At 54.8% G+C, this 18482-nt stretch carries 15 protein-coding genes; 13 read left to right on the top strand and 2 right to left on the bottom strand.

Going from position 1 to position 18482, the window contains the following annotated elements; genetic code table 11:
• Positions 1-305: 305 nt before the first annotated feature.
• Together acnA and MYB54_RS09535 are read left to right on the top strand one after the other, a co-directional pair.
• Positions 306-2978, top strand: a complete 2673-nt coding sequence (gene acnA, locus MYB54_RS09530) for an aconitate hydratase AcnA (protein WP_248721836.1) — start codon at positions 306-308, stop codon at positions 2976-2978.
• 215 nt (positions 2979-3193) lie between these two features.
• A complete protein-coding gene (locus MYB54_RS09535; RefSeq protein ID WP_248721837.1) occupies positions 3194-4828 on the top strand; it encodes an ABC transporter substrate-binding protein in 1635 nt (544 codons plus the stop codon).
• Positions 4829-4900: 72 nt separating this feature from the next.
• Here MYB54_RS09535 and ribA read toward each other — a convergent pair whose 3' ends face one another.
• Complete coding sequence (gene ribA, locus MYB54_RS09540) at positions 4901-5494, bottom strand: GTP cyclohydrolase II (RefSeq protein WP_010276651.1); 594 nt, start codon at positions 5492-5494, stop codon at positions 4901-4903.
• Positions 5495-5786: 292 nt separating this feature from the next.
• On the opposite strand from ribA, the gene pgpB reads away from it, so the two are divergent.
• The 9 genes from pgpB to MYB54_RS09585 all read left to right on the top strand — a co-directional run bounded on the left by pgpB (position 5787) and on the right by MYB54_RS09585 (position 15700).
• Positions 5787-6563: a phosphatidylglycerophosphatase B gene (gene pgpB / locus MYB54_RS09545; protein ID WP_014915724.1), complete on the top strand. Its 777-nt coding sequence runs from the start codon at positions 5787-5789 to the stop codon at positions 6561-6563.
• Between the two features lie 344 nt (positions 6564-6907).
• Positions 6908-7849: a D-ribose ABC transporter substrate-binding protein gene (locus MYB54_RS09550; RefSeq protein WP_014915723.1), complete on the top strand. Its 942-nt coding sequence runs from the start codon at positions 6908-6910 to the stop codon at positions 7847-7849.
• A gap of 44 nt (positions 7850-7893) precedes the next feature.
• Entirely contained in the window at positions 7894-8526 is a 633-nt protein-coding gene (locus tag MYB54_RS09555; protein WP_119870919.1) for a DUF2291 family protein, read from the top strand.
• Positions 8526-10079, top strand: coding sequence for a sugar ABC transporter ATP-binding protein (locus MYB54_RS09560; protein ID WP_039557327.1), 1554 nt, complete (start codon positions 8526-8528; stop codon positions 10077-10079). Before MYB54_RS09555 ends, MYB54_RS09560 begins: the two co-directional genes overlap by 1 nt.
• Position 10080: 1 nt before the next feature.
• Entirely contained in the window at positions 10081-11178 is a 1098-nt protein-coding gene (locus MYB54_RS09565; RefSeq protein ID WP_014915720.1) for an ABC transporter permease, read from the top strand.
• 163 nt (positions 11179-11341) lie between these two features.
• Positions 11342-12172, top strand: coding sequence for a transketolase (locus MYB54_RS09570; protein ID WP_014915719.1), 831 nt, complete (start codon positions 11342-11344; stop codon positions 12170-12172).
• A complete protein-coding gene (locus MYB54_RS09575) occupies positions 12165-13109 on the top strand; it encodes a transketolase family protein (protein ID WP_248721838.1) in 945 nt (314 codons plus the stop codon). Before MYB54_RS09570 ends, MYB54_RS09575 begins: the two co-directional genes overlap by 8 nt.
• A 2-nt stretch (positions 13110-13111) precedes the next feature.
• Complete coding sequence (locus MYB54_RS09580; protein ID WP_248721962.1) at positions 13112-14602, top strand: FGGY-family carbohydrate kinase; 1491 nt, start codon at positions 13112-13114, stop codon at positions 14600-14602.
• A 99-nt stretch (positions 14603-14701) separates the two neighbouring features.
• Positions 14702-15700 (top strand): sugar phosphate isomerase/epimerase family protein, encoded by a 999-nt coding sequence (locus MYB54_RS09585; RefSeq protein WP_010276669.1) that lies wholly within the window; start codon positions 14702-14704, stop codon positions 15698-15700.
• Between the two features lie 86 nt (positions 15701-15786).
• Here the strand turns inward: MYB54_RS09585 and MYB54_RS09590 are convergent, their stop codons facing one another.
• Positions 15787-16731, bottom strand: a complete 945-nt coding sequence (locus tag MYB54_RS09590; RefSeq protein ID WP_014915716.1) for a sugar-binding transcriptional regulator — start codon at positions 16729-16731, stop codon at positions 15787-15789.
• Between the two features lie 184 nt (positions 16732-16915).
• Between MYB54_RS09590 and MYB54_RS09595 the strand changes: the two genes are divergently transcribed.
• Complete coding sequence (locus MYB54_RS09595) at positions 16916-17221, top strand: LapA family protein (RefSeq protein WP_010276674.1); 306 nt, start codon at positions 16916-16918, stop codon at positions 17219-17221.
• Between the two features lie 12 nt (positions 17222-17233).
• A complete protein-coding gene (gene lapB / locus MYB54_RS09600; RefSeq protein WP_248721839.1) occupies positions 17234-18403 on the top strand; it encodes a lipopolysaccharide assembly protein LapB in 1170 nt (389 codons plus the stop codon).
• The last annotated feature ends 79 nt before the right edge of the window (positions 18404-18482 follow it).

The raw sequence follows: 18482 nt of genomic DNA on the forward strand, positions 1-18482 counted from the left end.
GTGTTTATTCTGACTTGCTTCTTTTCAATAGCTAACGGCTATCGCTGCGTTCATATCGCATTGTTGCAAAAACGTTATTTTTTGTTTGTGTTATCTTTAAATAAGACCGCAAGCTCAGGCTGGTTATTGATTAATCGCCCGATGCAGAATAACGAATATCCCCTAAATAATTCGAGTTTCAGGAAGGCGGCAAGAGAAGGCATCCCGATGAGCTTACTCAAGTAAGTGATTCGGGTGACTAAACGCAGCCAACGCACATGCAACTTGAAGTATGACGGGTATAGCAAGTTAATTTGGGAGGAAGCATGTCATCACACCTTCGCGACACTTGTCTGGACACACTGACGGTACAGAAGCAGATTTACCATTACTACAGCCTGCCGAAGGCGGCGCAAACGCTTGGGAATATCGATAAATTACCGAAGTCGCTCAAAGTGCTGCTGGAGAATTTATTGCGTCATCAGGACGGCGACACGGTAGAGCAGGACGATCTTCAGGCGGTCGTAGACTGGCTGAAGACGGGCCATGTTGAGCGGGAAATCGCCTATCGTCCCGCGCGTGTATTGATGCAGGACTTTACCGGCGTGCCTGCCGTGGTCGATCTGGCGGCAATGCGAGCGGCGGTGAAACGGCTGGGCGGCGATGTGAATAAGGTTAACCCGCTGTCGCCGGTCGATCTGGTGATTGACCACTCGGTGACGGTTGACCACTTCGGCGATCGTCAGGCACTCGTGGATAACACGCAGTTGGAAATGGCGCGTAACCGTGAGCGTTATGAGTTTTTGCGCTGGGGGCAAAATGCCTTTAGTTACTTCAGCGTCGTGCCGCCGGGAACCGGAATTTGCCATCAGGTGAATCTGGAGTATCTCGCCAAGGCCATCTGGTACGAAAAGCAGGGCGACAAACAGTTTGCCTATCCCGATACGCTGGTGGGAACCGATTCGCATACCACAATGATTAACGGTTTAGGTGTGCTCGGCTGGGGCGTCGGCGGGATAGAGGCCGAGGCAGCGATGCTGGGGCAGCCTGTGTCGATGCTGATCCCTGACGTGGTCGGCGTCAAGCTAAGCGGCAAGATGCGCGAAGGGATCACGGCAACCGATCTGGTTCTGACGGTCACGCAGATGCTGCGTAAGCACGGCGTGGTCGGTAAATTTGTGGAATTTTACGGCGATGGACTGGATTCGCTGCCGCTGGCGGATCGCGCAACCATCGCCAACATGGCACCGGAATATGGTGCGACCTGCGGCTTTTTCCCTATCGATCAAATCACGCTGGATTACATGCGGTTGACCAACCGCGCGGAAGAACAGATCGCGCTGGTGGAAGCCTACAGCAAGCAGCAGGGGCTGTGGCGCAATACGGGTGATGAGCCGGTATTTACGAGCCAGCTCGCGCTGGATTTGTCGACGGTGGAAACCAGTCTGGCAGGGCCGAAACGCCCACAGGATCGCGTGCCTTTAGCGGGCGTGCCAGAAGCTTTTAAGGCCAGTCGGGAACTGGAAGTCAGTGCGGTGAAGAACCATTCTGACTATGAAGAATTCACGCTGGAAGGCGAAACGCACCGTTTACAGCAGGGGGCCGTCGTGATTGCCGCGATCACCTCCTGTACCAATACCTCTAACCCGAGCGTGCTGATGACGGCCGGACTGCTGGCAAAAAATGCCGTAGAGCGCGGTCTGAAAACCAAGCCGTGGGTCAAGACCTCGCTGGCACCGGGCTCGCGGGTCGTAACGGATTACTATGCTAAAGCGGGATTGACACCGTTCCTCGACGAGCTGGGATTCAATCTGGTGGGCTACGGCTGTACCACCTGTATTGGTAACTCAGGCCCGCTGCCGGATGCGATTGAAGCCGCGATCAAAGCCGGCGATCTGACGGTCGGCGCAGTACTGTCAGGCAACCGTAACTTTGAAGGCCGTATTCATCCGTTGGTGAAGACGAACTGGCTGGCATCGCCGCCGCTGGTGGTTGCGTACGCGCTGGCGGGGAATATGAACGTCGATCTGACGCAAGAACCGCTGGGTGAAGATCGTGACGGAAAAGCCGTCTACCTGAAAGATATCTGGCCGTCGACGAAAGCGGTGGCGGACGCGGTATTGAACGTCAGCGCAGGCATGTTCCACAAACAGTATGCCGCCGTGTTTGAAGGCACGCAGGAGTGGCAAGATATTGAGGTCGACAACAATCCTACCTATCAATGGCCGGAAGAATCGACCTATATCCGCCAGACGCCTTTCTTCCTGGATATGGGGAAAGAGCCTGAGCCGGTTCAGGATATCCACAACGCGCGGATTCTGGCGATGCTGGGCGATTCGGTGACAACCGACCATATCTCTCCGGCAGGCAACATCAAGCGCGACAGCCCGGCAGGGAAATATTTGCTAGAGCGCGGCGTCGAAACTGCGGAGTTCAACTCTTACGGTTCACGGCGTGGTAACCACGAAGTGATGATGCGCGGGACGTTTGCCAACATTCGTATCCGCAATGAAATGGTGCCCGGTAAAGAGGGCGGCTATACCCGCCACATCCCGTCGCAGAATGAGATGACGATCTATGATGCGGCGATGCGCTACAAGGACGAAAATGTCCCGCTGGCACTGTTTGCTGGTAAAGAGTATGGCTCCGGTTCCAGCCGCGACTGGGCCGCGAAAGGCCCGCGCTTGCTGGGCGTCCGCGTGGTGATTGCCGAATCGTTTGAACGTATTCACCGTTCTAACCTGATCGGGATGGGGATTCTGCCGCTGGAGTTTCCTGACGGTGTGACGCGTAAAACGCTGCAATTAACCGGCGACGAGCAAATTTCGATTACGGGGCTAAATCAGCTGACGCCGGGAGCGACGGTTGAGGTCAACATCACGGATAGCAGCGGTAACACGCAGACCATCAGTACCCGCTGTCGCATCGATACCCGTAACGAACTGACCTACTACCAGAACGACGGTATCCTGCACTACGTTATCCGCAATATGCTGTAACGCCACTCCTGTTCAGACCTACTGCGCTGGTGCACCTTCTTCATCTGCACCAGCGCACGTTTTCCCACATGAAAGACTCGAATCCTCTGGTGAATTGTGGTTAGGTTATTGTGATGCTAACTACATGGGGAATAAGTAAAAACTATTGCCCAGCCACGCCCCGAATACGACGCCAATGCCGCTTGAAGAATGCCGGGGATATAACAGGAGGTTATATGAATGAGTTGATCAAAAAACGTTTTAAACACTCGCTGCTGTTTCTCACGCTGTGTGCAACAGGCGCGATGACATCGGCTTTTGCTGCTCAGGTTCCTGCTGGTGTGGAACTGGCGGATAAACAAGAGCTGGTGCGGGGTAACGGTTCAGAGCCTGCGTCGTTGGATCCGCATAAGGTGGAAAGCGATGTAGAAGGCCACATTATTAACGACTTCTTCGATAATCTGGTACGCGTGGGCGATGACGGCACCATTCAGCCGCGACTGGCCGAGCGCTGGGAGAATAAAGACAACACGGTGTGGACGTTCCACCTGCGGCCTGATGCCAAATGGTCCGATGGTTCACCGATTACCGCTGATGATGTGGTGTACAGCTGGCGACGCCTTAGTGACCCTAAAACGCTGTCGCCTTACGGCACCTACGTCGCCAGTATGTATGTGAAGAACGCGGCGGATATTCTGGCGGGCAAAAAAACGCCGGATTCGCTGGGTGTGAAAGCCTTGGACAGCCACACGGTTGAAGTCACGTTAGAACACCCGCTGTCGTATTTCCTGGAAATGTCGGCGTACCATATTCTGGTCCCGCTGCCGAAAGCGGTTCTCGAAAAACACCCTGATAACTGGACGCAGGTCGGGAATTTCGTCAGCAGCGGCCCCTATACGCTGAGCGAATGGGTGGTTAACGAACGTATCGTCGGCAAGCGCAATAGCCAGTATTGGGATAACGTGAATACCGTGATTAACAAAGTGACGTATCTGCCGATCAGCTCGCAGGCGGCGGAGCTGAATCGCTATAAATCCGGCGAAATTGATGTCACGGGCATTTTGTCGCCCGTTCAATTTGCATCGCTGAAAAAAGAGTATCCGCAGGAGGTGAAGGTATCACCACAGATCGGAACCTATTTTTATCGCTTCAATACGCAAAAAGCCCCTTTTGACGATCCCCGCGTCCGTCGCGCACTGGATCTGAGTTTGGATAAAAATATCATTGCAAACAATGTGCTAGGTATGGGGCAGACGCCTGCTTACAGCCTGATTCCCAAAAATATAGGGGGCTTCCAGCGCAAGGATCCTGAGTGGGCAAACTGGACGCAGCAGCAGCGTAATGACGAAGCGAAGAAACTGTTGAAAGAGGCTGGGTTTGATGACAAGCATCCGCTGAAATTCAACCTGCTTTACAACACCTCCGAGTCGCATTTACGCGTGGCAATTGCCGCCAGTTCAATGTGGAAGAAGAATCTTGGGTCGGAAGTGACGTTGCAAAATCAGGAATGGAAAACGATGCTGGATACCGTACGTACCGGTAACTTTGAGGTGGTCAGGCAGTCCTGGACTGGGGATTACAACGAAGCCAGTACGTTCTTGAATACGCTGGAAACGAATGACAGCAACAACAATGGTAAATTCAGTCATGCACAATATGATGCGCTGTTGAAAAAGGCGCTGACGGCGAAGGATAAGCAGGAGAAAGAGGCGATTTATCAACAAGCTTCGGATATTTTAGATAGCAACGTCCCTTTGTTGCCCATCTACTACTATGTCCAGCCGCAGATGGTTAAGACCTACATCGGTGGTTTTTCCCCCAACGTGCGTGGCGATTATTACACGCAAGACATGTACATCCTCAAGCACTGATCCCAATAAAACAGCCGGTTAAAAACCGGCTGTCAGCATGGAAAGAAACGATCCTGACGTGAAGCGGGATCGTTACTTCATATCCAGCAGGTGCCCCATTTTGGCAGCTTTGGTCGCCAGATAGTTCTCATTCTTCGGGTTGCGCCCGACGATTAATGGCACACGCTCAACGATATTGATGCCCGCTTCGTTGAGTATTTTCACTTTCTGCGGGTTATTGGTCAGCAGGCGAACTTCATCAACGTCGAGCAGCTTGAACATATCGGCGCACAGCGTGAAATCACGCTCGTCGGCGGCGAACCCAAGTTGATGATTGGCTTCCACCGTATCAGCCCCCAGATCCTGCAACGCATAAGCGCGGATTTTATTGAGCAGCCCAATATTACGGCCTTCCTGACGGTGGTATAGCAGCACGCCGCGACCTTCTTCGGCGATGTGGCTCAGTGCCGCTTCAAGCTGGAAACCACAGTCGCAGCGCAGGCTAAACAGGGCATCCCCCGTCAGACACTCGGAGTGCACGCGGGCGAGTACGGGAACTGAACCGGAAATATCACCATAAACCAGAGCGAGGTGATCGTGACCCGTGGCGATCTCTTCGAAACCTACCATCAGGAAATCGCCCCACGGGGTGGGCAACTTGGCTTCCGCCACCCGTTTTAGCTGCATATTTTTCTCCAAAAATCTGTATCCAAAAACGCTGTGTCCAAAAGACTGCCTCCAAAAAAACAAGAGTGCTGGGGCGAATCCTACTGCGACCCATCGCGCTTGACCAGCAAAAAAGCCTGTCTAAGAACGTCACAAAAATTGAATTACAACGTGTCCAGACCGCCGTCTGGTTTCAGGTTCGTTGACAGAACTGAGCGCTATTTTACGCCATACTGACAGTTCGTGTCGGATTTTCTGATAGAATTGTGAAAGTTTTGTTGCATAGCATCATGCTGAATTATGGGAAGAAATTATGTACGAAATTGCCAAACGAACAACCATTGGTGCAGCGCTATTACTGATTATGCCAATGATTATCTGGATGAGCGGTTGGCAGTGGCAACCGGAGTACGACGGACTCTGGTTACGCGTACTCTTCTGGATTACAGAAACGGTGACATCGCCGTGGGGCATTCTGACCAGCATCGTCCTCAGTATCTGGTTTCTCTGGTGTCTGCGTTTTCGCCTGAAACCTGCGCTCGGCCTGTTGGTCATCATGGCGATTACGGTGCTGATTGGGCAGGGAATCAAATCGGCGATTAAAGAGTGGGTGCAGGAATCACGGCCCTATGTGGTCTGGCTGGAGAAAAATCATCAGGTGGACGACAGCTATTTCTATTCGCTGCCGCGTAAGGAGCGTTCGGAACTGGTGAAAACGCAGTTGCAGGACCAAACGCAGATTCCACAATGGCTGCGCAGCCACTGGCAGTTTGAAACCGGCTTTGCTTTCCCCTCCGGGCACACCATGTTTGCTGCAACCTGGGCGCTGCTGGGCGTCGGGCTGCTGTGGGCGCGTCGGCATTATAAAACGGTGGTGATCCTGATGCTCTGGGCCAGCGGCGTTATGGGCAGCCGCCTGGTACTCGGCATGCATTGGCCGCAGGATTTGGTGGTGGCGACGTTAATTAGCTGGTTGCTGGTGGTGGTCGCCAGCTGGCTGGCGCAGCGCTGGTGCGGCCCGCTATCGCTCCAGTATGAAGAAATCAAAGAACAGGCGGAGGAGGATGCCGCCGAAAATAAATCCTCGTAGCCCTTGAGTTGCCGTTCCTGTTTTAGGTTGTACTCCATAGATAATCCCCTGTAGTGCGTACCCTGCGGATGACCTCGGTCATCCGCATTTTTATAACGCCGCCTTGTCCGTCACCCTGCGTGCCGTTGCTGACGCAACGTTAAAAATTCCTCTCGGAAATTTTTTATCTCTCTTGTCTCTGTTTTTTCCCGACTCTCACCGCTATCGCCTCGCGCAAAATGTAAACAATTTGTGAGCTGCTTCGCTATTCCTGTTTTTGCTGTTGGACAATTTTTCGGTTGGTTGTAAAACTTCATCTGAATGTTAATTCAATATTGAATATATATTCAAACAGGAGAATAACAATGAAACCTTACCGTCTGAAATCCTCCCTGCTGGCCGTCATGTTTTCCTTCTCTGCCGGTGCGTTCGCCGCAGATAACGGGTTGATCGCCATAATTACCCCTTCACACGACAATCCGTTCTTTAAAGCCGAAGCCGAAGGTGCCAGAACCAAAGCCATCGAACTGGGCTACACCACGCTGGTGGCGTCGCATGATGATGACGTCAGCAAGCAAAATCAGCTGATTGAAACCGCCATTGCCCGCAAGGCGAAAGCCATCATTCTGGATAATGCTGGAGCTGATGCGACCATTGGCCCGTTGAAAAAAGCGAAAGCAGCCGGTATTCCCGCTTTCCTGATCGACCGTGAAATCAATGAAACCGGCGTGGCCGTAGCGCAGATCGTTTCTAATAACTATCAGGGCGCGCAGCTTGGTGCGGAGAAATTCGTCGAACTGATGGGGCACAAAGGCAAATACGTCGAGCTGATTGGCCGCGAGTCAGACACCAATGCGCACGTCCGTTCGCAGGGCTATCACGATGTGATCGACCAATATAGCGACATGAAGCGTGTCGCCAGACAAACGGCGAACTGGAGCCAGACGGAAGCCTTTACCCGCATGGAAGCCATTTTGCAGGCAAACCCGGATATCACTGGCGTCATTTCCGGCAACGACACCATGGCGCTGGGGGCGGAAGCCGCGCTGAAAGCGGCGGGGCGTCACGACGTGATTGTAGTGGGCTTTGACGGCAGCGACTACGTGCGCGATTCCATCATCAATAAAGGCAATATTAAGGCCACGGTGCTGCAACCCGGCTGGCAACAGGCGCAGATGGCGGTCGAACAGGCGGATTACTACCTGAAGAACGGCAAGGCACAGCATGAAGAGAAACAGCTGATGGACTGCATTCTGATCGACGAATCTAACGCGACCAAACTCAACACCTTTGCGTTGAAACCGTAATTAAGGCGGCAGGAGCGTCAGCTCCTGCTGATAAAGGAGTCGTTATGCTGTTCGATGAACGATACCGCGCCAGTTGGATTGGGCTCTGCGCCTTGCTGCTGTCGGCCTGTACGGTGGTCGATCTGGATGAAAACGGTAAACCGATCATTCCGGTCGACCCAGCGGCTACGCCGGGCTATAGCACCATGACGCCAGAGAACATCGCGACAGCGCTGTGGCAGCCGAAGTTGCTCCCAATTGCGCAGCAGCAGGCGCTGTCCTGGGATGACGTGAAGAAAACGCAGGCAACGCTGGAGGGTTCGGCGCGTAAAGCTGTCTACGCACGGCTTCAGGGCACGGTCAGCGGGATTGATCGGGAAAGTCGCGAAGGAAAATTGACGCTTGATGTGCAAGGTGACGCCGTCACGCTTCAACTTGGGCCCATCGTTAAAGGCAATGCCATTCGCGATGCGGCTGGGTTTATTCGCTTTGATGACTTCAAAAATCAGGTGCAGTTTGCCCAACTGGCTCGCGCGCTGAATAACAAAGCGCTCGCGTCATTGCCGGAGCTGGATGCGGGTGTACAGGGTAAGCCCGTTAACGTACTGGCGGCATTGGTGGTGACCAAACAGGGTATCAGCGAAGCGGTGCCGATGACGTTAAACCTGACCGAAACGAGCGGTGGAGGGTTGCAATGATGGAAAAACCAGACACTTCTCTGCAATCAAACGCGGTGAACCGACCCGATATCGTGATGGCGACCCGCGGCATCACCATGCTATTTCCTGGTACCAAAGCGCTGGATAACGTCGATTACAACGTGTATCGCGGCAAGGTCAACGTGATTATCGGTGAGAACGGGGCGGGTAAATCGACGCTGATGAAGATTCTGGCCGGCGTGCAGCAGCCGACGTCCGGCCAGATTCTGCTGAATGGCGAAGCGGTGCGCATCGTGGATACGCGTGATGCGGCGGCAAAAGGCATCGGCATGGTGCATCAGGAACTCAACCTGTCCGAGAATCTGAGCGTGGCGGAGAACATCTTCCTGGGGCGGGAGCTGCAAAAGGGCGTTGCGCCTATCGACTATCTGGCGCAGGAGCGAATTGCGGCGGAGCTGATGGCGCGTCTCGATCAGGATATTTCACCGCGTACCGAGGTTGCCAGCCTGAAAGTCGGTCAGCAGCAACTGGTGGAAATCGCCAAAGCGCTGGCGGATCAGGCCGACATTCTGATTCTGGACGAACCCACCTCCGCGTTGAGCAAAACCGAGGTCGAGATTCTGTTCCGCGTGATCCGCGAGCTGACTCGCCAGAATGTGTCGATTATCTACATTTCACACCGGCTGGAAGAGCTGATGGCGATTGGTGACTACATCACCATCCTGCGCGACGGGTGTTTTCAGGCAGAGGCGGCCGTTAGCGACATCGACGTGCCGTGGATCGTGCGGGAAATGCTCGGCGGTGACCCTGTCACCAGCTTTCTGCATCCGGGCAGAACGTTTGGAGCGCCCGTGTTGGAAGCGGAACACCTTACCTGCCTCAATGATGCCGGGCATCAGGTGGTCAATGATGTGTCGCTGATGGTGCGTGAAGGGGAAATCGTCGGCATTTATGGGCTGATGGGGGCGGGTCGTACCGAACTCTTCGAGTGTCTGCTGGGTATTCAGAATGATTATCTGGGCAAGATTTATCTCGATAGCAAACCGGTTAATCCGCGGCTCTCTACCGCGCAGCGCATTCGTATGGGCATGAGTCTGGTGCCGGAAGATCGCAAGAAAACCGGCATCTTTCCGCTCTCGTCGGTGGCTTCCAATCTCACCATCGCCAGCCTGTGGCGGCGGCTGAAATACGGCATGGCGATCTTCCAGCGGCAAGAGCAGGAAGTGGTTGCCAGCACGATTGGGCAACTGGCGATCAAAGTTTCTTCGCCCGAGGTCGAAATTCAGGCGCTCAGCGGCGGCAATCAGCAAAAAGTGGTGATTGGTCGCTCGCTGCTGACCAGCCCCAAGGTGCTGCTGCTGGATGAACCCACGCGAGGCATCGATGTGGGTGCCAAAGCCGACGTATTTGAAATGATGGTCGGGCTGTCGGAACAGGGCATCGGCGTGCTGTTTTCCACCTCGGATTTGAAAGAAATTATGGCGGTATCGGACCGTATTTTGGTGATGTCGAATGGCAAGCTGACGGCAAATATCGTGCGTCAGTCGGCCAGCGAGTCGGCATTGGTTTCGGCAAGTGCACAAGGGTTCTGACATGAAAACGACTCACCTTCCGGCGGCGTCAGGCGCGCTATCACCGGGTAAGTTTGTACGCTCACGAGAGAGCATCCTGCTGTTGATTCTCAGGCTGCGCACGTTTATCGCGCTGTTCCTGATTCTGGGGTTCTTTGCCTTCACGGTGCCCGGATTTTTGGCCACAGGCAGCCTGATCATCATGGTGAAGCACATTGCCATCAATGCGTTTCTGGCGCTGGGGATCACGTTTGTCATCATCACCGCCGGGATTGACCTGTCAATCGGTGCCACGTTAGGGCTGTGCGGCATGGTGGCGGGCTACATGATTACTCAGGGAATTGTGCTGCCCATGTTCGGCGTCGCGATTTTCCCCAGCGTGTGGGTCATCGTGCCTGTTGTGCTGCTGATTGGCGCGCTCATTGGTGCCATCAACGGCTGGATCATCACGCGGTATAACGTTGCGCCCTTTATCTGCACACTCGGAACAATGTACATCGTGCGTGGGGCATCGATGTTGATTTCCGGTGGGGAAACGTTCCCCGGCTTGGGCGGTAACCCGCAGTTGGGCAACACCGGTTTTGAACTGATTGGCTCCGCCACGATCCTGGGATTACCGCTGGCCATCTGGCTGATGCTGGTGCTGGCCGTGGTGATTGCCTACGTGGCGCGCCGCCTGCCGTTCGGCCGTCATGTCTATGCGATTGGTGACAACGAACGTGCCGCTGAGCTTTCCGGCGTCAAAGTGCGTCAGGTCAAAGTCTGGGTTTACACCATTTCCGGCTTCTGCGCCGCTATCGCGGGCATCGTGGTGTCCTCTCAACTGGTCGCCAGCCATCCGGCAACCGGCACTGCTTTTGAAATGAACGCGATTGCTGCTGTGGTGCTTGGTGGAACGTCGCTGGCAGGCGGGCGCGGCACGATTCTGGGCACGCTGATTGGCGCGTTTGTTATCGGGATTCTTGCCGATGGACTGGTGATGATGGGCGTAAGTGAATTCTGGCAGATGGTGATTAAAGGCATCGTCATCATTGTGGCGGTGATTATCGACCAGATGCAAAACCGTATGCAGCACAAGGCCGCCATTGTGTCACAGAAGGCCGCGGCGGAAGGGGCATAGTTTAAGCGTAGATAGCAGCAGGTTAAGTGTAACGAGCACGGGGCGTTGAGTTGTGGCGAGAACGATGTCGGTAGGTATACCGAGGCCCGATTTGAGCGCAATTTTTTTTGATTTGACATGAATAAATATTCGTTTTTGAGTAAAAATTCAAGCGAGGTGAAGTATGAATCCGTACGCATTGTCGGTGGAGGCGCTGACGCACAAAGCCCGCGCCATTCGTCGCCGCATTATTCATTTGAATGCCAATAGCCCGGCTGGCGGGCACACGGGTGCCGATCTGTCACAGGTTGAGATACTGACGGCGCTATATTTTCGCATTCTGAACTGTGCACCGGATCGCCTTCAGGATCCGCTGCGGGATATTTACATCCAGTCAAAAGGTCATGCGGTCGGCGGTTATTACTGCTGTCTGGCGGAAGCGGGCTATTTCCCAGAAGCGTGGCTGGAGACCTATCAGCACCCCGACTCGCATTTGCCGGGGCATCCGGTCAAGCACAAAACGCCGGGGATTGAACTGAACACCGGCGCGCTAGGGCACGGGTTGCCGGTTGCCGTCGGCATTGCGCTGGCGGCGAAGCGCGATAACAGCCCGCGTCGGGTGTTTGTCCTGACGGGGGATGGTGAGCTGGCGGAAGGCAGTAACTGGGAAGCGGCGCTGGCGGCGGCGCATTACCAACTGGATAACCTGATCATCATCAACGACAAGAACAAGCTGCAACTGGCGGGAACGACCTGCTCCATCATGAACACCGATCCGCTGGCGGAAAAGTGGCAGGCTTTTGGCCTACAGGTCACAGAATGTGCGGGTAATGACATGCGCTCGGTGGTGGAAACGCTGGAGAACCTGCCGCGCAACGGCAAACCGAATGTGGTGATTGCGAATACGGAAAAAGGCGCAGGCGTGTCGTTTATTCAGGGGCGGGCTGAATGGCATCACCGGGTGCCGAAAGGCGAGGAAATTGCACTGGCGCTGGAGGAACTAAAAGATGAGTAACGCAGAGCATCTGGCAACCGTCATGGTCGAGCAGTTCATCAAGGCCGTCGAACAGGGGATTGATGTAGTTCCGGTATTGGCGGATTCGACCTCTACGGCGAAGATTTCACCGTTCATACAGCGTTTCCCCGACCGTATCGTCAACGTGGGAATCGCAGAACAAACCATGGTGGGGACGGCGGTAGGGCTGTCCATCGGCGGCAAGATTGCAGTGACCTGTAACGCAGCCCCGTTTTTGATCTCCCGTGCGAATGAGCAGCTCAAAGTCGACGTCTGTTACAACAACAGCAACGTCAAGCTATTCGGGCTGAATGCGGGCTGTAGCTATGGCCCGCTCGCCAGCACGCACCACAGTATTGACGACATCGCGGTGCTGAGAGGGTTTGGCAATATTGAGATCTATGCGCCGTCCAGCCCGGAAGAGTGCCGTCAGATTATCGATTATGCGTTTGAACATCAGGGGCCGGTCTATATCCGCCTTGATGGAAAACCGCTGCCTGCCTTGCACGATGAGCGGTATCACTTTGTGCCGGGGCAGATCGATGTGCTGCGCAAAGGTCGCGATATCACGCTGGTCGGGCTGGGGTCGACCGTGCATGAAATTGTGACGGCGGCTGAATTATTAGCAGAAAAAGGACTTTCCGCTACGGTGGTTAATCTTTCCTCTATCCGCCCGTGCAATACTCAGCAATTGCTTGAAATTCTGAGTGAAACACCTCGAGTCATCACAGTCGAGGAACATAACGTCAACGGCGGTGCAGGCAGTCTGGTAGCGGAAGTGCTGGCGGAAGCGGGCAGCGGAATTCCTCTTGTGCGGTTGGGAATTCCCGATGGTCAATACGCGATTGCCGCCGATCGGAGCGCGATGCGAGCGCATCACGGGCTGGACGCGAAGGGCATTGTCAACGCAGCACTGCGTCTTTGCCCGGGAGGCTGATGATGTTTACGCCGGTTATTTTGGCAATCGATGAAGGGACGACGAACGCCAAGGCGATTGCCGTCGATGAGCGGGGGCGCATTCTGGCTAAAGCGGCAGTCACTTTGCAGGTGACGCACCCGCAGCCGGGCAGAGCCGAGCAGGACGCGATGGCGATCTGGCATGCGGTTTGTCAGGCGGCAGAAGCCTGTCTGTCGTCATTACATCGGGCTCAAGTGGTGGGTGTGGCGATCAGTAACCAGCGTGAGTCGGTGCTGATTTGGGATAGGCGAACCGGAAAGCCGCTGACGCCGCTGGTCAGCTGGCAGGATCGCCGTGCCGAGAAATTCTGTCAGGCCTTGCAGGGCAGTGCAGAGGCGCGTCTGATCGAATCCCGTACCGGGCTACAGGTCGATCCACTTTTCCCCGCCGCCAAACTGCACGCCATGCTGGCGGAACTGCCGGACGGTGTCGCCCGGGCGATGCAGGGGGAGCTGTGCATCGGAACAGTGGATTGCTGGCTTAACTGGCAGTTTAGCGGTGGGCGAGCGTATTCCACCGACTATTCCAACGCGGCAAGAACCCAACTGTTCAATATCCACCGCGGCTGCTGGGATGAGGATCTACTGGCGCTGTTCGGGATTCCCAGCGTGTGCCTGCCTGCCGTTACGCCGTCCTCGGCGTTACATGGTCACACTGGTGTGACGGGCATCAGTGGCCTTGCCGCTGGCGTACCAATTATGGCACTGATTGGCGATTCTCATGCGGCGCTGTACGGGCAGGGCATCACTCAAAGCGGTGAAATCAAGGCGACGTACGGCACCGGCTCGTCGCTGATGACTACCATCAACACGCCGCATCAACAGGCCGCAGGGCTTAGCACCACGATCGCCTGGCACGATGGCGAACTGCGCTACGCGCTGGAAGGCAACATTACCCACACGGGGTCGGGATTTGCCTGGATTGGTCAGATGCTGGGCATCCCTTCTGTTACGCAACTTACTGAGCTGGCGCTTAGTGCCGAGTCTAATCAAGGCGTCTTTTTTGTTCCTGCGCTATCCGGGCTGGGCGCGCCCTATTGGGATGTGCAAGCGCGTGGCCTGCTGTGTGGATTATGCGATGCCACCACGCCCGCCATCATCGCCCGCGCGGGACTGGAAGCCATCGCGTACCAGATTGCCGACGTCTTCTTTGCGATGGAACAGGCATCGCAGGCCGCATTACCCGCGCTACGCGTTGACGGCGGCGCGACACAAAACCGCTGGCTGATGCAGTTTCAGGCCGACCTCTTGCAGCGCCCGTTGATTCGCAACCATAACGCGGAAGTGTCGGCGCTGGGAGCGGCTTATCTGGGCGGGAAAATGCTGGGGTGGTGGGAGCACAACGAACAGATCGCCGCGCTGCCCAGAGAAGTGGAGGTCATCGAACCGTCGACGACCAACCACGGGATTTTGGAGGGCTATCAACACTGGCGTACGGCGGTGGCACGTGCACGTCTGCGGCCCGAGTCATAAGCATTTTTAGCAGTAAGAAATGTTAGCAGTACGAACCTATCCGATACGAAAGAAAAGATAAGCAGCTCAATACCATCAGAAATCAATGAGGTGACTTTTATGGCAACGTATAACTACCCTAAATTTGGTGCCGGTTTGTGGCATTTTGCGAATTATATCGACCGCTACGCGGTAGATGGCTACGGCCCAGCATTGAGCACGATTGATCAGATCAAAGCAGCGAAAGAGGTCGGCGAACTTTCCTATGTCGACTTGCCTTATCCCTTCACGCCGGGCGTGACGCTCAGCGAAGTGAAAGATGCGCTGAAAGATGCGGGACTGAAGGCGATTGGTATCACGCCGGAAATTTATCTGCAAAAGTGGTCGCGCGGTGCTTTTACCAACCCCGATCCTGCGGCCCGAGCGGCGGCGTTTGAATTAATGCACGAATCTGCGGGCATTGTGCGCGAACTTGGTGCGAATTATGTCAAAGTCTGGCCGGGTCAGGATGGCTGGGATTACCCGTTCCAGGTCAGCCATAAAAACCTGTGGAAGCTGGCGGTGGACGGCATGCGCGATCTGGCGGGGGCTAACCCCGATGTGAAATTCGCTATCGAGTACAAACCGCGTGAGCCGCGCGTGAAAATGACCTGGGATTCTGCCGCGCGAACGCTGCTGGGTATTGAAGATATCGGACTGGATAACGTCGGCGTGCTGCTGGACTTCGGACATGCGCTGTATGGCGGCGAATCACCGGCCGACTCTGCCCAATTGATTATCGATCGCGGCCGCTTGTTCGGCATGGATGTGAACGACAACCTGCGCGGCTGGGATGACGATCTGGTGGTCGGCACCGTGCATATGACCGAGATCTTCGAATTCTTCTACGTGCTGAAAATCAACAACTGGCAGGGGGTCTGGCAGCTCGATCAGTTCCCGTTCCGTGAGAACCACGTTGAGGCGGCACAGCTGTCTATCCGTTTCCTGAAACACATCTATCGCGCGCTGGACAAGCTGGATATCCCAGCGCTTCAGGCGGCGCAGGAAGCGCAGAATCCGTTACAGGCGCAGCGGATTGTGCAGGATGCGCTGCTGTCATCCATTAACGTTAACGAGTAATCACGCCACGATTCGTCAGGCACGGAGCAGGGGAAGCATTCCGCGCCTGACTTTACTCTTATTGCTCACCACGAGTGGTGAGTACGTTAGATCAACGTCTCAGCGGTTAATCGATCGGTAATCAATACATCAACGTAGTGCCCGGTTAAGGCACCGCGAATCGCGGCACTTTTCTCGACGCCGCCCGCTAACGCCACCACGCGCGGACACTGACGCAGCTGTGGCAGCGCCATACCAATCACCGGATCTTCATCGTCCTGCAACACCGGTTCGCCTTCCGCGTTGTAATAATGCAGGCATAAATCGCCTACGGCACCGCGTTCGGCCAACTGCTGCAACATCGCTTCGTGATAGTAGTTACCGGAATTTTTCAGCAGTTGTGAGGGCTCCAGCACGCCAATACCGACAAGTGCCAGACTCACCTCGCTGAATTTATCAACCACGCTGGAAACCTCATCGCTGGTCACCAAACGGGCGCGATCTTCCACCGAGCGTTCGATACTCTGCGCGGGCAAAAGGTAAGCGGGGCAACTGAGCTGATTGGCTAAGGTTTGCGTCAGGATCGTCGCCTGCACATTGCCATTTGGCCCGACGCCGCCTAACAGTTGGATGACGCCCTGAGCCTTGACGCTTTGCGGATGCAGGCTGTCCACCATCGCCCGTAGCGTGCTGCTCCAGGACGAGATACCAACCAGGTCGTCAGGGCGGATACTGGTTTGGACATAGTGCGCGGCCGCAGAGCCAATCGCCTGCTTAATTTGCGCCAGCGTGGCGTTATCGGCGACATCCACCACGATAGCCTGATCGATGCCGTAGCGCTTTTGAATCGCCGCTTCCAGCCCCATGAACATGTTCGGGGGTTGAATTACGCTGATTTTGACCACACCTTCTTTAACACAGCGCGTGATAGCGCGGGAGACAAAAGACTGTGACAAATGGAGTGAGGCGGCAATTTCTGCTTGTTTCATCCCTTCGCTATAATAGAGCGTAGCGATCTTGACCAATAATCGCTGTTCGTCCTGCTTTGACATGACTTTTCCCCTTGCTGACTTGCTGCTGTCATTTTTATTCAGCACAGAATAAATAACAAGCGCAGACGGCATAGGGGCACGGTTCTTGATTTCCCTGTCCGCGCCGGACATGGTAATTTAATGGGGTTTGTCGCCAAAATTTGGCATAATTCATCCGGTTACTGGATATCACAGGAAGGACAATGTGAAATATTTGCTGATTTTTTTACTCGTGCTGGCGATATTCATCATTTCTGTCACACTGGGTGCGCACAACGATCAGGTTGTGACATTTAACTACCTGCTGGCACAGGGGGAGTATCGTATCTCCACACTGCTTGCCACGCTGTTTGCCCTGGGTTTTGCCCTTGGCTGGGTTATCTGTGGTCTGTTTTATCTGCGTCAGCGCATTGCGCTTGGCCGTGCACAACGTAAAATCAAGCGTCTGGAACAACAGCTTTCTACCTCCACCGAGGAGAACGTGGCGCCAGTGCAGACGGTCACCCACTAAGGAATTCTCTCTATGTTAGAACTGCTGTTTCTGTTGCTGCCTGTGGCCGCCGCGTACGGCTGGTACATGGGTCGCAGAAGTGCGCAGCAGGACAAAGAGCAGGAATCCAACCGCCTGTCCCGAGAGTATGTCACCGGGGTTAACTTCCTGTTGTCCAATCAGCAGGATAAGGCGGTTGAGCTGTTCCTCGACATGCTCAAGGATGACAGCAACACCTTTGAAGCCCACCTCACGCTCGGCAACCTGTTCCGTTCGCGCGGCGAAGTTGACCGTGCGATTCGCATCCATCAGGCGTTGACCGAAAGCGCATCGTTAACCTTTGAGCAGCGCCTGCTGGCGGTGCAGCAGTTGGGCCGTGACTATATGGCCGCAGGGCTGTATGACCGCGCCGAAGAAAGTTTCAACCAGTTGGTGGATGAAGAAGATTTTCGACGCAGCGCCTTGCAGCAGCTCTTGCAGATCCATCAGGCGACCAGCGATTGGCCGACGGCGATTGATGTGGCGGAAAAACTGGTCAAGATGGGAAAAGACCAGCTTCGCGTGGACATCGCACATTTTTACTGTGAATTGGCGCTGTTGGCGATGGGCAGCGACGATCTGGATAAGGCGTTAACGCTCCTGAAAAAAGGGGCGACGGCGGACAGTCAGTGTGCCCGTGCGTCTATCATGATGGGTCGCATCTACATGGCGCAGCAGGATTATTCACGCGCCGTGGAAGCCTTGCGACAGGTTCTCGAGCAGGATAAAGAGCTGGTTAGCGAAACGCTGCCGATGCTGCAAGAGTGCTATCAGCATTTAGATAAGCCTTTGGATTGGGCGAATTTCCTCAGACGCTGCGTAGAAGAAAATACCGGTGCGACGGTGGAATTGATGCTGGCCGACATCCTCGAAAGAGAAGAGGGGGCCGAGGTGGCACAGGCTTATATTAACCGCCAGCTTCAACGCCACCCCACGATGCGCGTGTTCCATCGCCTGATGGATTTTCACCTGCATGAAGCGGAAGACGGACGAACAAAAGAGAATCTGCAGGGATTGCGTGACATGGTCGGCGAACAGATTCGCACTAAGCCCCGCTATAGCTGCCGCAAATGTGGTTTCACGTCGCAATCGCTCTATTGGCAATGTCCTTCCTGCCGCACCTGGGCTAGCATCAAGCCGATCCGTGGGCTCGACGGCCAGTAACGTTTCACGATATCGAGCTGATGTTGTTTTAGTGCATTTTAGTTACAACATACTAATAACTACATGTGATTTCGGTGCC

The sequence above is a fragment of the Pectobacterium nicotianae genome (genome assembly GCF_023272715.1).
In the GTDB taxonomy this organism is placed as follows: domain Bacteria; phylum Pseudomonadota; class Gammaproteobacteria; order Enterobacterales; family Enterobacteriaceae; genus Pectobacterium; species Pectobacterium brasiliense.